General features: G+C 41.5%; 14 protein-coding genes. 10 read left to right on the plus strand and 4 right to left on the minus strand.

From position 1 onward, the window contains the following. The first annotated feature begins 18 nt into the window (after positions 1-18). Positions 19-918, plus strand: coding sequence for a GTP cyclohydrolase FolE2 (folE2, locus tag OCU30_RS04950; RefSeq protein WP_077313456.1), 900 nt, complete (start codon positions 19-21; stop codon positions 916-918). Positions 919-1,302: 384 nt separating this feature from the next. Continuing rightward, a complete protein-coding gene (locus tag OCU30_RS04955) occupies positions 1,303-1,968 on the plus strand; it encodes a YiaD family glycine zipper/OmpA-like lipoprotein (RefSeq protein WP_077313453.1) in 666 nt (221 codons plus the stop codon). A gap of 154 nt (positions 1,969-2,122) precedes the next feature. Here OCU30_RS04955 and OCU30_RS04960 read toward each other — a convergent pair whose 3' ends face one another. Both OCU30_RS04960 and mqo read right to left on the minus strand, forming a co-directional pair. After that, complete coding sequence (locus OCU30_RS04960) at positions 2,123-3,220, minus strand: NADH:flavin oxidoreductase/NADH oxidase (protein WP_077313451.1); 1,098 nt, start codon at positions 3,218-3,220, stop codon at positions 2,123-2,125. 169 nt (positions 3,221-3,389) lie between these two features. Further along, entirely contained in the window at positions 3,390-4,982 is a 1,593-nt protein-coding gene (gene mqo, locus OCU30_RS04965) for a malate dehydrogenase (quinone) (RefSeq protein WP_077313449.1), read from the minus strand. Between the two features lie 489 nt (positions 4,983-5,471). Here mqo and OCU30_RS04970 point away from each other — a divergent pair, with 489 nt between their 5' ends. Then, complete coding sequence (locus OCU30_RS04970; protein ID WP_077313447.1) at positions 5,472-6,617, plus strand: hypothetical protein; 1,146 nt, start codon at positions 5,472-5,474, stop codon at positions 6,615-6,617. 24 nt (positions 6,618-6,641) lie between these two features. Here the strand turns inward: OCU30_RS04970 and OCU30_RS04975 are convergent, their stop codons facing one another. Next, positions 6,642-7,091: a thioredoxin-like domain-containing protein gene (locus tag OCU30_RS04975; RefSeq protein ID WP_159439107.1), complete on the minus strand. Its 450-nt coding sequence runs from the start codon at positions 7,089-7,091 to the stop codon at positions 6,642-6,644. A gap of 478 nt (positions 7,092-7,569) precedes the next feature. Between OCU30_RS04975 and OCU30_RS04980 the strand changes: the two genes are divergently transcribed. After that, positions 7,570-9,462: a putative bifunctional diguanylate cyclase/phosphodiesterase gene (locus OCU30_RS04980; protein WP_077313443.1), complete on the plus strand. Its 1,893-nt coding sequence runs from the start codon at positions 7,570-7,572 to the stop codon at positions 9,460-9,462. Between the two features lie 91 nt (positions 9,463-9,553). Then, the gene (locus OCU30_RS04985; RefSeq protein ID WP_077313441.1) at positions 9,554-10,294 is read left to right on the plus strand and encodes a DUF481 domain-containing protein; all 741 of its coding nucleotides are present in this window, start codon (positions 9,554-9,556) and stop codon (positions 10,292-10,294) included. Positions 10,295-10,389: 95 nt separating this feature from the next. Here OCU30_RS04985 and OCU30_RS04990 read toward each other — a convergent pair whose 3' ends face one another. After that, positions 10,390-10,701, minus strand: coding sequence for a hypothetical protein (locus OCU30_RS04990; protein ID WP_077313439.1), 312 nt, complete (start codon positions 10,699-10,701; stop codon positions 10,390-10,392). Between the two features lie 445 nt (positions 10,702-11,146). Here OCU30_RS04990 and OCU30_RS04995 point away from each other — a divergent pair, with 445 nt between their 5' ends. The 5 genes from OCU30_RS04995 (at position 11,147) to OCU30_RS05015 (ending at position 14,481) form a co-directional block, all read left to right on the plus strand. Further along, positions 11,147-11,512: a MarR family winged helix-turn-helix transcriptional regulator gene (locus OCU30_RS04995; protein ID WP_235861832.1), complete on the plus strand. Its 366-nt coding sequence runs from the start codon at positions 11,147-11,149 to the stop codon at positions 11,510-11,512. Between the two features lie 153 nt (positions 11,513-11,665). Next, positions 11,666-12,940 carry an Nramp family divalent metal transporter gene (locus OCU30_RS05000; RefSeq protein WP_077313435.1) on the plus strand — a complete coding sequence of 425 codons (1,275 nt, stop codon included), beginning with the start codon at positions 11,666-11,668 and terminating at the stop codon, positions 12,938-12,940. A gap of 7 nt (positions 12,941-12,947) precedes the next feature. After that, positions 12,948-13,394 (plus strand): manganese-binding transcriptional regulator MntR, encoded by a 447-nt coding sequence (mntR, locus tag OCU30_RS05005; protein ID WP_077313433.1) that lies wholly within the window; start codon positions 12,948-12,950, stop codon positions 13,392-13,394. An 87-nt stretch (positions 13,395-13,481) separates the two neighbouring features. Beyond that, positions 13,482-13,859 (plus strand): VOC family protein, encoded by a 378-nt coding sequence (locus OCU30_RS05010; RefSeq protein WP_077313430.1) that lies wholly within the window; start codon positions 13,482-13,484, stop codon positions 13,857-13,859. A gap of 268 nt (positions 13,860-14,127) precedes the next feature. Next, positions 14,128-14,481, plus strand: coding sequence for a DUF805 domain-containing protein (locus OCU30_RS05015; RefSeq protein ID WP_077313428.1), 354 nt, complete (start codon positions 14,128-14,130; stop codon positions 14,479-14,481). Positions 14,482-14,696: the final 215 nt, after the last annotated feature.

The following is a 14,696-nucleotide window of genomic DNA, read 5'->3' on the forward strand; positions in this document are numbered from 1 at the left end:
CTTCAACTTGGATGTTTTATGAAACAGGATCTAAACCTGCCAGATGTAATGAAAACCGCAAAGACATCGATGCCAGCCAATCTACAATGGGTTGGAATGTCGGACATTTCGGTTCCTTTCTATGTGAAGAATCACAACAACACAATAGGTGTGACCGGGCATGCCAATGTTTACGTAAGTCTTGATGCTGAAGAAGAAAAAGGCATTCATATGTCACGCTTGTATACAAGCTTATATCAGCAGCTTTCCCAGCAAATCTTATTGCAAGAACGCATAGAGGCGTTTCTCTTAGAGTTAGTGTCTTCCCAAGCAGGGATTAGCCATAATGCACGTTTAGAATTAGCTTTTGAACTCCCTATTCATAAACCCGCCTTATTAAGTGGAAAAATGGGCTATCAAACGTATTCTATTGAATGGAATTTGATGTTAGAAGATGACCAATGGCGTACAGAGGTTGTATTGCATATCCCTTATTCTAGTACTTGCCCTTGTTCTGCTTCATTATCTCGCCAATTATTATCTCAAGCCATTGACCAAAGATTCAATGAACCGTTAGTTGATAAAGCGACATTACTAGCATGGATAGAATCTGAGCAAGGTAGTATTGCTACGCCTCATAGCCAGCGTTCGTTGGCGCACATTCACTTAACGTGGACTGGCATATATTGCCCTGATTTTGAGCACTTGTTGCGTTATTTTGAACAAGCCATTGGTACACCAGTACAAACTGCGGTTAAGCGAGCAGACGAACAAGAGTTTGCGCGCTTGAACGCTAAGAACTTAATGTTCTGTGAAGATGCTGCGCGTAAACTGAAGCAAGCATTAGTGATGATGAGTTCGTTGCAAGATTATTGGTTTAAGGTCGAACACCAAGAAAGTTTGCATGCGCATAATGCCGTCGTGATCGATCGTAAATAACGTCTGAATCATGATGTGGTGAGCCCTTTATTTGTACTCACTTGTGGGGATTGCAGATGCTAAATACAGGGTGTCTCTAATAAGGACAATTGAGTAGTAAGCGTCCGGTCATCGCACGATGAGTATCACGATACAGAGTGCTCTCATCAGTGATGGCAGTCTATACTCATTGATTGAGTTTATGAATGGCTAGCAAGCATGTGTTGGGGCAGTCCTTGAGCAAGAGTTATGCAGATAGGCGACGATACGCTGCAATACTGACAAAAAACTTACTAAATTGAGAAGAACTATTCACATAAAATGTTCGAATCATCAATATGATAGTAAACATTTTGTTTTAAAGTATTTTTGAGTAGTCACTCGAGCAAGTGAATAGGAACAATGATGAATAAAAGTGTTTTATTAATGATGGTGGCAGTAGGGTTGTCTGGGTGTCAGGCGACACAACGTCAGAGCGCGACAACTGGTGAGCAAGAGACGAATTCGACCACAAAAGGGGCGTTGATTGGAGCTTTTGCCGGAGCACTGACAGGGTTAGCAACAGGCAGTGATGCCAAAGAACGTCGTCAACATGCATTGGTTGGTTTGGCGGGCGGCGCTGCAGTAGGGGCTGGCACCGGATATTATTTAGATCGCCAAGAAGAGGCGCTACGCAAAGAGCTCATGAACTCAGGCGTGCAAGTCAAACGTGTTAATGAAAACCAACTGGTACTTGTGATGCAAAATGGTATTGGGTTTGCGTCTGATTCGTCCAACTTAGCGCCAAGTATTTATAATACGCTAAATGGTGTAGCAAAAATTCTTGTTGAGTATCCTAAAACTCGCTTATCCATTGTTGGCCATACGGATAGTACTGGCAGCGCTGCTTATAACCAAACGTTATCATTAAAACGTGCTAGCTCAGTAAAAGCGTATCTATCTGGGCAAGATGTGTCTGCGTCACGAATGACAGTACAAGGGCAAGGAGAAAGTCAGCCAATTTGCGACAATAGTACCGCACAGGGGCGTCAATGTAATCGCCGTGTTGAAATTACGATTCAGCCCAAATAAATGATTGTTTTATGAAAAAAGCTCATCATAACTGATGAGCTTTTTTATATGTGATAGTGATACCGTTATTGGAAAGTATCACTATCATGACGCTTAGCTATGGTGTTCCTCATTGCGAGATACTCGCATAACTGTATCGGAGACACTCTAAGTATTAGCGTGTTAACAAGGATTTAAGTCCATGCGGCTGACAGCGTAAATATTGCGGAGCGGCTTGAATGGTTGCCCCTAATTCGGCCGCGGCATGCCAAGGCCAGCGCGGGTCATAAAGAATACCACGGGCGAGAGCAATCGCATCCGCTTGTCCGTGATTGATAATATCTTCTGCTTGTTGGGCTTGCGTAATTAAGCCGACGGCAATCACTGGCATCGACACTTCATTACTGATCGCATCAGCAAAGCCGACTTGATAGTTAGGTCCCACTTCGATTTGCTGCTTCTCGGTTAAGCCGCCACTTGATACGTGCATATAGTGGCAACCACACGCATCCAAGGCTTTTGAAAATTCGATACTTTGTTCGATATCCCAACCGCCTTCAGCCCAATCACTGGCACTGATACGGACGCCGATCATAAAGTCGTCAGGTAATGCTGCTTTTATCGCATCAAATACAGCTAACGGCAAACGCATACGATTCTCTAACGACCCGCCGAATTGATCTCCGCGCTGGTTACTGATGGGAGATAAAAACTGATGCAGTAGATAACCGTGGGCAGCATGAACCTCGACACCACAAAAACCGGCGTGATAAGCGCGTTGCGCCGCTGCTACAAACTGAGCGATTAATTGCTCAATATCTGCTTCGGTCATCGCTTGTGGCGTTGGGTCGGTTTGTGCAAAAGGTAAGGCACTTGGTGCGATAGTTTGCCACCCATTATCTTGTTCTGGAGTCAGAGGTGTACCGCCATTCCAAGGTAAATCGGTTGACGCTTTACGGCCGGCATGACCAATTTGCATCACCATAGGAATGTCAGAGTACTGATGGACATTGTTGACGACTTCGCGCCAAGCTTGTTCACACTCGTCGTTATAAATGCCTGAATCTGCGTAAGAAATGCGACCTTCTGGAGATACAGCACTCGCTTCAACGATCAATAAACCTGCGCCAGATTGCGCTAACATACCATAATGCTGGTGGTGCCAAGGCTGTACGACGCCTTGCTCTGCTGAGTACATGCACATCGGGGCAATAATGATACGGTTATTAAGCGTAACGGAACCAAGTTTTAGTGGGCTAAATAGTGTTGCCATGGGAGCCTCCCTAATAATGAATGTGATTTATGTCACAAAATCGCTGAGGTGATTCTACACCCAAAGTGAGGGGGTAACGCAAGTGCTTTAGTGTATTCTCAACATTGCGTTCAATTCATCAGAGCAAAAAAGAAACAGCCCTGTAATAGGGCTGTCTATCGTGGTGCTATTAGGCGTAATGAGAGGTGTGGTTTATGACATCGACCGGTTCAACTTCCGTATCAAGTAAGTGGTGCTCAAGTTGTAATGTTTTACTGGTATTGAGTAACACTTCATGATGGAGGTCTGGATTATCTTTCAAACTCTGCCCATATGACGGAATCATTTTTAGCACTTTCTCTTGCCATTGCGGTGTGGCCATATGCTCAGGAAAACACTCATTTAATAAATTCAGCATGATTGACGCTGACGTTGAGGCGCCTGGCGAGGCTCCTAAGAGAGCGGTTATCGAGCGATCTTGAGAAGACACGAGTTCAGTGCCGAGTCTAAGCTCGCCACCTTGATCGGTATCTTTTTTAATAATCTGCACGCGTTGGCCCGCTTGCCATAAGGACCAATCCGATGCCTTAGCGTTCGGGAAGAAGTCCTTCAGGGCATTTAATCGATCAGTTTCACTCTGGCGTAATTGGCCAACTAAGTATTTAACTAAATCGAAGTTTTTAAGTCCGACTTGGGCCATTGGTAATACGTTTGAGTGGTTAACCGACGCAAATAAGTCCCATAAAGAACTATTTTTTAAGAATTTACTTGAGAAGCTAGCAAAAGGTCCAAACAGCAAGTATCGTTTGCCGTCAATCACACGGGTGTCTAAGTGCGGAACCGACATTGGCGGTGCCCCCACAGACGCTTTACCATAGACTTTCGCAGCATGTTGCTCAACAAGCTCTGGGTTGTCGGTGACAAGGAATTGGCCGCCGACGGGAAAACCGCCATATTGCTTGGCTTCAGGTATCCCTGACTTTTGTAATAGGCTTAATGAAGCACCACCAGCACCGATAAAGACAAATTTTGATGTCACGGTTTTCGTTGTTTGTGTTTCTCGATTACAAACAGTGATATCCCAGTGGCCTTGGGCATTTTGCGACAGAGCTTTGACTTCATGATTCGTCGCGCACTGGAAGTGCTCTGACGTTTTTAAGTGCTTGAGCATTGCATGAGTTAACGCACCGAAATTCACATCTGTACCAATACGCATGCTTGTCGCGGCAATCGGTTGAGAGAGGTCACGATCTTTCATAATCATGGGAACCCATGATTTAATTTGATCGTAATCTTCTGAATATGCCATACCATCAAAGAGCGGATTACGTTGCAGTGCATGATAACGTTTACGTAAAAAACGCACATTATCTTCACCCCAAACAAAACTCATATGCGGTACGCTATTGATGAAGGATTGTGGTGATTTAACAATACCATTGTTCACGAGATACGCCCAAAACTGACGAGACAACTGAAATTGCTCGTAAATATTTGTGGCTTTATCTGTGTTAATTTCACCGTTACTTTGCTCTGGCGTGTAATTCATTTCCGCTAAAGCAGAGTGCCCAGTTCCAGCGTTATTCCAAGCATTTGAACTTTCTTCAGCGCTATCGCTCATTCGTTCAAATAATTGTATATTCCAATTGGGCTCCAATTGGTGCAGAAAGGTACCGAGAGTCGCACTCATTATACCGCCCCCGATAAGAACGACATCAATTGGTTGCTCAAGGGTATCAGAGTTACGCTGGTTCATTCCGTTGTGACCAGATTCTTTTTTCATGAGAAGTAACATCCTAACTTGTGAGTGGTTAACTCGTTCTCAATGCACTTCATTCACTCTCACTCTTAAGCCCCACCAAATATAGAGTGAAACATAGTGACGTCTTTAAGTGAGATAGCAGGCAGCATGTGTAGATGAAGTGACGTCGTCATATTATTTTAAAAACGTGCTTTAATAACAAGACTGAATCAATATACCACTACTGGTTTGTGTAACAAGTTTTTATCAATTGTTGACTTGTTTTTACATAAAACCGCCGATTAGCTCACGAAAATGCTGTATATCCCAATAAAATTTTCACAAATTGATCATTAGGCCGTCATGCGAGAAGGGGGGGACATATTGAAGAATGAATTGGTCACTTCGCTAGCTACTTGATATTGCTGAAAATGGATGTGGAAGTGAAAAAATAATAATGTGTTATAGTTAAATCAACTATTAATAAAGTGCTCGATTGACGAGTTGGGCAACTTTCATGGAGACTCCGTTATGACCGATTGGCATAGCTCCTCGTTTGATTTTGCACAGTATGAATTGATAGATAAAACCTACTCACAACCAATGATTGCTTTATCACTGTTGATAGGACTTTTAGCAACGTACCTTTGCATGTCGATAGTCGAAAACAGCTGGCATGATAAGCACAATCGCTCATTAAAAAGATGGCAATCCTACAGTTGTACCTTATTTAGTGTTGGTGGTTGGGGATGCTTTTACTTGGGGATACTTTCGCTACAACTGCCACTCAAAAGTGAATTTAATGTGCTATTTGTTGTACTTGCATTACTGCCAGTGTTAGTGGGAGGGTGGATTGGTTTTAGTATTCTTAAATCATTGAGCTTTACGTTATCTGAGGTCGTATTGAGCGCATTCTCTTTTACCATCGGCCTTGGTGGAATGATGTTGATCGCTTGTTGGTCGATTGATCTTGATGGCCACGTTGTGTTTTATCCGAAAATGCTGTTTTGGTCATTTGTGCCTACTCTATTGTTGTGTGGTGTCTCGCTGTTTTTGGTTAAACATCAACATCATTTTAAGACGGTTGATATCGCTCGCCGTATTGCGATATCTGCAATGTTTGGTTTGGCTATTTTTAGCTTACCTTATTCGGTGTTGCAATCGATTGATGTGTATCACCGTGGAAACATTACGGCCACTCCCCATGTTCCCGAGCATGCAATGACAGTTTTGGCGCTGCTGATGTTATTGGTGCTAATAACACTCATTGTCGGGCATAAAATGTTTTATCGCGTGGGAAGCTTAACCCCAATTTTAGGTGAAGATGAAGATGATAGCCGCTGGAATAAAGAGAAGAGCATCATTGATGGCTTCTCTGATGGAGTGGTAATTGTGACCCCTGATGGGGTGTTATGCCATATGAATTCGGTAGCCAAAGCATTATTTGCTTATGGCGAGGCCGATAACATTCCTGTTTCAATTGATGAGCTTATGCCCGATTTTCATTTAAATCATACGCTTCACCCAACCCAATCTGTCGCGCAAACAGGGTTGAGTCAAGAAACGTCTATTCTATCGTGTTCAGGGGAAAGCATTGCTTGTGAATTCACGATTACGCCAGTTGTACACCGACAAGAAGGGTGTTTTTATATTGTTTTACGACGCATGTCGTCGTAAAACTAGGCGTTTGTCGTCAAATTATTACGATTGTTTTGCAAGCCACACTCTTAGCCATAGGCCAACTGGGCTAACAAGCCCCTGAGTGACAAAACGTATTTGATTTTTGTAAATAACCAAAATCGTGGGTGCTTTTGAGACATGCCATTGATGACTAATACGTTTATTAGGATCGTTAACAATCCAATAATTAGGTCGATGGGAGTCTAAATAATGGCGCATTTCTTCATTACTGCCAGACATTACCGCGACACCTATAGTTGGATATTGATGACTTAACCAACTGACGCTTGGCGTAATTAAGCGGCAGCTGTGACACCAGGAGCCCCAAAAATAGATAATGACAGGTTGGTGCTGGCTCAAAGCCGCAATATTCACATCTTGTCCTGCGGTATTCTCCATAATGATGTCACTGTCTTGCGCGATGGGTAACGTTTTGTCGTGCCAAGCATCTATCACTATACTAATAGACATGATTGTCATAACGAGCAAAATCATGTAGAAAATTTTCATCTTATAGCTCGGTTTTATAATGGCTTGCTTAAGCGCATAACATCCGATGGATACACTAATGATGAGTGCGATAATAAGGCGGTGGTTATCAATGATGGTATTGAAGAAAGGCATAACATTCTTATCGTCAAAAAGGGAGTGAATTGTACTGGTTTCGAAGCCTTAAGACCAAACTTCATTTGAGAAGTTCATTAGTTACCTTTTAGGCACTAGAACGCCTTGATTATTCGGGGGAGAATTGAGTGCATAGGCGCGTTTTTAGGTAAATGTCTCAATAACGATACTCCAATATGGAAAAGAGAATGGATGAGCAACGTTGACGGTAAGTCTATGGCATAATCTCGTTGATATAAGCATGCTGAGCGCATGTGTATGAGAACCTCTTTGCATACGTTCTCTTATTTAAGTAGATCTACATATAAAAAATATGGATTAATTAATGTATAAAGCTGAGCGACTAAAGGTTTTCTCCTCTAATCTGCCTTTTCTTGTCTGTGTTAACGTCGTGATATCAACCGTGTTAGTGTCTAGTGGCATCTATCAAGGAATGAATAGCAGTCAGATGTTATGGTTAGTTCTAATATACATCGTTTCGGCGATTCGTATGTCTGTGCATTATTTTGTACCGAATGAGAATCCCAATAAGCTCGACTATCATTTTGTGTGTGTCATTTTGGCGGCCGTTGCGTGGGCACTCTATCCCTACCTGTTTCGTGCTTCTTTTAGTGTGTTACAACAAATGATCGCCCTCATTGTGTTTTGCGGTATGTCTGGTGGCAGTGCGACATTATTATCCGCCGATTTACGTGCCGCGATTTGTTTTTCTGTGATTACCGTGATGCCGTATAGCATTATGCTGATATGTGATGGTGGCGAGTTGCAATCGATCGGTGCGATGGGATTACTTTATGGTGTGGCTATATGCTTAAGTTCGCGGCGTAGTTCGGCATTTATTTTTTCTTCGATAAAAAGTCAACATGAGCGTGATTTATTGGTTGAAAATCTGGAAAGTGAAGTCAAAAAGCGTGCAGATAAGATCAGCCGATTAGAACAAAAAGATACCATCACAGGGTTATCCAATCGCTATAGTTTTACGTCCCAATTGACCTTGTCACGCCAAAATAATACGTCGGTTGATGTTTCTACTCATGCCTTTATCCACATTAATATTGATAAGTTTCATTTAGTTAATAATCTTTATGGATATGAGTGTGGTGATAATGTTTTAATTGAAATAGGGCAACGCTTGGGCAGTATTGATAAGTTTTATGATTCATTGTCAGGTCGTTGGAGCAATGATGAATTTAATGTGTTTATTCAATGCCAGTCTAAACAAGCCGTTGAAGCTTTTATTGGCCAGTTAATTGAAAAACTATCCGCGCCAATTCAATATCAAAACATACGCTTAAATCCGACATTTCACCTTGGTTATGTGCTGTGTAATACTCAAACTCCTGTAGAAAATGCAATTAAAAACAGCCAATTGGCGATGCTTGAAGGTAAACGTAAAAGTATCCGCATCAAACGGTATGACGATATTATTAGTCAGCAAACCCGTCGTAAGCATTTTCTACAAAAAGCGATGAAAAAAGCCTTAACTGATGATGATTTTTTTATGTATTTTCAACCTATTACAGAGGTGAGTACGCAAAAAATTCATGGTTTTGAAGCGTTAGTTCGTTGGAAGTTGAATGGCGTTTTTATTTCGCCTCAGGAGTTTGTTGGGATTGCTGAAGAGCAAGGTTTAATTATTGATCTTGGACGGTTTATTTTAAAAGCGTCCATTCAAGCCTTGAGTGAGGTCAATCAGTCTTACCCGTTTGTCTCTATGTCGATTAATGTTTCGGTTGTGCAATTAGAAGATGATGGTTTTTTAAGTTACCTACGGTTTTTAATTGATCAGTTTGGTGTTGCAGCCAAGAATATTCACCTAGAAATTACAGAAACCGCGATGATTACAAATCTAGAAAAAATCTCTGGCGTGGTGACAGAAGCGAAAGCGTTAGGGGTGTTGATTTCTGTGGATGATTTCGGTACTGGGTTCTCGTCTATATCGGTTCTAAAAAATCTTAGTGTCGATTTTATCAAAATTGATAAGTCCTACATCGACAACATTGTCTCTGACAGCAAAGATCAAAGTATCGTATCGGCAGTGACCAAAATGACACATGCGATTAATAGTCAAGTGATTGCGGAAGGGGTAGAAGATATCAAGCAATTAGATCAACTAGTCACAAGTGGCATTGATTACTATCAAGGGTATTTGTGCAGTAGACCTGTTGCATTTGAGTCAATGGTGGCATTGTTAACCGCACAAGAGAACGCGTCATAAATATAATGGATTAGCCTGATTTACAATGATATGACATGTATGTTTTAGACCTAAGTTATTTTTAGCTTATTCCCTTATATTGGAGGACGTTATGCAACGTTATCTCGCGCTATCAGTGCTTGGAGCTATCTTTATATCTGCGTCAGCTGTCGCTAGCGAACCATCGAAAGAAAACCAATTAACTGGTGGCGCTAAACTTGGTTTTATTTATTCAAAAACAACGTCATCTTCGACTTCGTTAAATTCAGGTGTGTGGTTAAATTACGACGATAAACCTTATAAACACTCTTTTAAAGCGAGTAATTATTACACCAATTCTCAAGACGATGATGATGGCGTCAATAAATATCTACTCAACTATAAATTCGCCTACTCAGTTGGCGAGAATTATAGCGTATTTATTGATAATGAATATAAGCACGATCAATTTGAAACATATCGCCACGTATTTGATTCTACCGTTGGTTTGCAGCGAGATTTAATTGATACGAAAAAGACACAACTTACCATTGGTGGTGGTCCAGGTTATCGTTATACCAAACGTCAAGATAGTGATAAAAATCAGCCAGGCAAAGTGGAAGAAGATATTATCGCCAATGCGTTTATTAATGGTAAAACCAAGTTATCAGACACGCTTTCTATTGGTGGTGGCGGTAACGTTGATTACGGTGAATCGAACACTACCTACACCTTAGATGGTAATTTGCAAAATACGTTAGTTGAGAACGTTGCGCTAGTACTTGATACTCAGTATATCTATAATACTGATGTGGCTGAAGGCAAAGATAATGATGAAATTTACAGCACAGTCAGCATCACTTACGATTTCTAGCACTAAATGAGCTCAATGATGAAGTAGAAAAAGGCACAGTCATACGCTGTGCCTTTTTTGATCCAGCCAAATTATAAGTACCTTTGCGCGGTACACTACATAAGATCATTCATTAAGGTTTCATACTCTTCAGAGACGTCTTTAATTAGTTTATCGAGCTCACGAGCATCTTGTTGTTGTAAGGGAAGCGCTTTTTGGTCTTTAGCGTGATTGCTCTTCTTTTTTTCTGTGCAGATTAAACAGGGCTGTCCAGATTGAGAGCGTATTTCTACGCAATCGAGATCTGTTTCTATATGTTCTTGTGTTTCTGGAATATCGATAGCAACGGTGCCACATCGGGTTAGCTGTATACGGGCATGATGGTGATGTTTATCTTCTAACACACACTCTTTACAAGTAGATATCATAACGATTTCCTTCTTAATGATCGTGACCGACTATAGAAGTGTAGATAGAGTTTTTTGTATTTGATATTGCCTATTTTTCGATTAAAAACTAACCGGATGAAAAGAAGGCTTTATTCATGATCCATTTTTTAAGCAATATAAAAAATTGTGCAGTACTAGTCACTCTTCATGAAACGCAGTGGCATTTTCGCTTAGCAAGTGAGAAGCCACTTTATTCGTTCATAGTCATATTGTGACTGATTAGTTTGAATTATCGTAAGCGGTGCTTATTCGTATTTAATCAATTGCCCGTTGTAACATGCGAAGGATAAAGTGTGACTGGTACGTCTTTTATTTAATAATCTATGGTAATATTTATTTACTATATCTTTTATCAATATTACGGACGGGGAATGTGATGCATTCGAAGTTAGATAACATAGCATTTCATCTTGTCAGAAAGTTAATGCAACAACACACGGCATGTTGGCAGCAAGAAATGCAAAGTTTAACCAAACCACAGTTTGCAGTGATGCGAGCGATTGCTGATCAACCAGGTATCGAACAAATTCAATTAATGGATGCGAGTGTATCGACGAAGGCGACGTTAGCGGAAATGTTAGGTCGGCTAGAAAAGCGTGGGTTGATTTATCGACAAGCCAGCGAGTTGGATAAACGCAGACGTTATGTATTTTTAACTGAGAGCGGTCAGCAAATGCTAGATGAAGCTAACCCTAAAGCGGATATTGTAGATAAACAATTTCTTGATAGATTGAATGCAGATGAGCAGAGCACTTTTGTACGTTTAATGCAGCAAATGATTGAGCCGTAGCTTGTGTGTGACGATGCATACCATTTTTATTCTGTTAATTTTTCAACCAATGTCAAAACTTATTAGTTTAATCGATAAAAACGATTGGTAACATTTCATCTCTTAACTCATTATAAGAAAGTTAACCAAGGTTAACTTTCTTTTGGAGGTGGTATGTTTCGTTCGATTTCTGATTCATCTGTACAGCAAGATGCTGAGAATGTGTTAAGCGGTAATACGCGCGGTTTCGGCTGGATTGTTATGTTTGGTCCCGCACTTATTGCTGCAGTCGCGTATGTGGATCCTGGCAACTTTGCGACCAATATTGAAGCAGGCGCTCGTTATGGCTACGCTTTGTTGTGGGTGGTATTTGCCGCCAATATTATGGCGATGTTTATTCAAGGGCTGTCGGCACGCTTGGGTTTAGCTACGGGTAAAAACTTAGCGGAAGTGATTCGTGATCGTTACCCGAAACCTGTGGTGTGGTTTTATTGGGTGCAAGCTGAACTTGTTGCGATTGCCACTGACCTAGCGGAATTTCTCGGTGCAGCCCTCGCTTTTAATCTTCTTTTCGATATCCCAATGATTTATGGTGCATTGCTTACGGGCGTCATCACCTATGCCGCTTTATTGCTGCAAAAATTCGGATTTCGTCTCATGGAAATTTTGATAGGTACCATGATCATGGCGATTGCGGGGGGGTTTGGGGTGGAATTGATCATGAGCCAGCCCGACGTCGCCGAATTTACTAAAGGGCTACTTATCCCCACCTTCCCAGATACTTACGCTTTATACCTTGCTTCCGGTATTTTGGGGGCGACTATTATGCCTCACGTTATTTATCTTCATTCTGCGTTGGCGCAAAATCGCGTAAAAGCAAAAGATGATGCGGAGCGTCATCGTATCGCAGCCTTTTATCGCTGGGATGTGATTATAGGAATGGCACTAGCAGGGCTTGTTAATATTGCGCTATTAGCTCTGGCGGCGGCGACCTTCCATGCGAATGGGCACAATGATGTGGCGACCATCTCGGAAAGTTATAAATTGCTAAGCCCACTGATGGGCAGCGAAATGGCCAGTATTATTTTTGGTGTGGGACTATTATTGGCAGGCTTATCTTCTTCGGTAGTGGGGACTATGTCTGGGCAAATATTGATGCAAGGATTCGTGCGCTTTACGATACCTATCGGTTTGCGACGTTTAATTACTATGCTACCTGCACTAGCCGTCATTGTATGGGGAGTATCCGAGCAAAAAGCGTTAGTGGCCAGCCAAGTAGTTTTGAGTTTTGGTATCCCATTTGCTTTGGTTCCTTTGCTGATGTTTACTGCCAACAAACGAGTCATGGGATCGATGGTTAACCGTGGCTGGGTTACTTTTATCGGTGGCTTGATTTGTAGCCTGATCATAGGGTTAAATGTCTATGTTATTTACTATTCTTTGACATGAGTACGCGATGAAAAAAACCAAGCACAGTGACTATTTTAATAAAGTAAAAGCGGACCATCAAAGCGAACTTGTTGAAGATTATGTGGAAGAAATTGCAACGTTATTTAAGCATAATGGAGAAGTGCGCAGTACAGATCTAGCGCAACGCTTTGGTGTCAGTGCTGCGGCTGTGTCAAAAATGATCCGACGTCTCAATGAGCAGGGGCTCGTCACATCGATGCCATATCGAGGTATTTTTTTGACTGGCGCAGGCCAAGCACTTGCCGAGAAAGTCGCGTATCGTCATCGTATAGTGTTTGAGATGTTACTCAAGTTAGGTGTGCCAGAATCTATTGCTCATGCCGATACCGAAGGCATCGAACATCACTGTAGCGAAGAAACGGTCAAAGCGATGTGTCACTTTTTAGAACAACCCTATTTACCAGAGAGCGATAAACAGCAGAGTGATGAATAGTTAGAGTCATGATGACGATTCACTCATAGACACTGAAAGCCATTTATAGCACACTGAAATAACGATTATATAAGGATGAGGCGAACAATGTTTACTCACATAATGCTAGGTGCGAATGATATTAGCGAATCAAAAGCGTTTTATGATGCGATAATGAGCGAGTTGGATATACCTGAAGGACAGATTGATCAGCGTGGTCGATGTTTTTATAAAACCGATACAGGTGTGTTTGCGTTGACGTTACCGATTGACGGTGAGCCTGCGACCCATGGTAATGGTATGACGATCGGCTTTCATGCGAAGAGTAAAGATGCCGTGGATGCTTGGCATGCTAAGGGTCTAGAAAGCGGTGGCACTGAATGCGAAGCTCCTCCGGGCATTCGAGATAATGGTACTCGTCAGTTGTATCTTGCATATTTGCGAGATCCTGCAAATAATAAAATTTGCGCGGTCTTTCCTTTATAATCGCGACTTTTAGTAACATGCGATAGCATGGACGAGCAATACTGAACATCATAATCAGGCATTATCAGCATCGACTTTAAGTGGTTGATTGTGGTAATGCCTGATTTTTTTGCATTATTCTTCGCTTAAGATCAACTTCTAGTCAACAAAGTGACAGGATCTTCTATTATTATAGAATTCCTTACCATGAATTGATAAGTTGACGCGCTAAGTATGTCAGTTGATCACTATGGCTAGTTTTAAAAAATAAAAATAGAGAGAGGTTTCAATGCAGTGGTATTTATCGGTACTCAAACAATACGCAGAATTTTCAGGGCGAGCGAGACGCAAACAATATTGGATGTTTAATCTTGTTAACTTAATCATCTTGCTTGCGCTTTTTGTACTCAACGGTATGGCTCATACAGAAGTGTTTACTTCGATTTATTCACTGGGCATTTTTCTACCAGCATTAGCGGTTACGGTGCGTCGTTTACATGATACAGGGCGTTCTGGCTGGTGGTGTTTGGTGAGTTTTATTCCCATTATAGGTTCGTTGATTCTATTGTACTTTGTGGTACAAGACAGCGTCGCAGGTAGCAACGAATTTGGCCCGAATCCAAAAGAAGTGGTGACAGTGTAGTTCATCCATCTAATTCATCTGGTTTCATAATAAGCACTCTCCATTGGAGGGTGCTTTTTTGTATCGACAGTATAGAGTTCTTATTCGTTCTTTATCACAACGCAAAATATCTGTGATAACGATTACACATCTTTTGTTTTGTTTGTGTTTAGACTTAGTCAGTAAGCCGTAATTTTTTGAAGTGAATCTCATAAAACCCTATAAATTCGGTCGCT

This window comes from Vibrio palustris, from assembly GCF_024346995.1.
GTDB lineage: Bacteria > Pseudomonadota > Gammaproteobacteria > Enterobacterales > Vibrionaceae > Vibrio > Vibrio palustris.

Bases quoted from the DNA above. Each gene is read 5' to 3' on its own strand.
- OCU30_RS04955 (WP_077313453.1), top strand. From the start codon at position 1,303: ATGAATAAAAGTGTTTTATTAATGATGGTGGCAGTAGGGTTGTCTGGG.
- mqo (WP_077313449.1), bottom strand. From the start codon at position 4,982: ATGAAAAAAGAATCTGGTCACAACGGAATGAACCAGCGTAACTCTGAT.
- OCU30_RS04985 (WP_077313441.1), top strand. From the start codon at position 9,554: ATGCAACGTTATCTCGCGCTATCAGTGCTTGGAGCTATCTTTATATCT.
- OCU30_RS04995 (WP_235861832.1), top strand. From the start codon at position 11,147: ATGCAACAACACACGGCATGTTGGCAGCAAGAAATGCAAAGTTTAACC.
- OCU30_RS04975 (WP_159439107.1), bottom strand. From the start codon at position 7,091: ATGTCTATTAGTATAGTGATAGATGCTTGGCACGACAAAACGTTACCC.
- OCU30_RS04970 (WP_077313447.1), top strand. From the start codon at position 5,472: ATGACCGATTGGCATAGCTCCTCGTTTGATTTTGCACAGTATGAATTG.
- OCU30_RS05000 (WP_077313435.1), top strand. From the start codon at position 11,666: ATGTTTCGTTCGATTTCTGATTCATCTGTACAGCAAGATGCTGAGAAT.
- mntR (WP_077313433.1), top strand. From the start codon at position 12,948: ATGAAAAAAACCAAGCACAGTGACTATTTTAATAAAGTAAAAGCGGAC.
- OCU30_RS04960 (WP_077313451.1), bottom strand. From the start codon at position 3,220: ATGGCAACACTATTTAGCCCACTAAAACTTGGTTCCGTTACGCTTAAT.
- folE2 (WP_077313456.1), top strand. From the start codon at position 19: ATGAAACAGGATCTAAACCTGCCAGATGTAATGAAAACCGCAAAGACA.
- OCU30_RS04990 (WP_077313439.1), bottom strand. From the start codon at position 10,701: ATGATATCTACTTGTAAAGAGTGTGTGTTAGAAGATAAACATCACCAT.
- OCU30_RS05010 (WP_077313430.1), top strand. From the start codon at position 13,482: ATGTTTACTCACATAATGCTAGGTGCGAATGATATTAGCGAATCAAAA.
- OCU30_RS04980 (WP_077313443.1), top strand. From the start codon at position 7,570: ATGTATAAAGCTGAGCGACTAAAGGTTTTCTCCTCTAATCTGCCTTTT.
- OCU30_RS05015 (WP_077313428.1), top strand. From the start codon at position 14,128: ATGCAGTGGTATTTATCGGTACTCAAACAATACGCAGAATTTTCAGGG.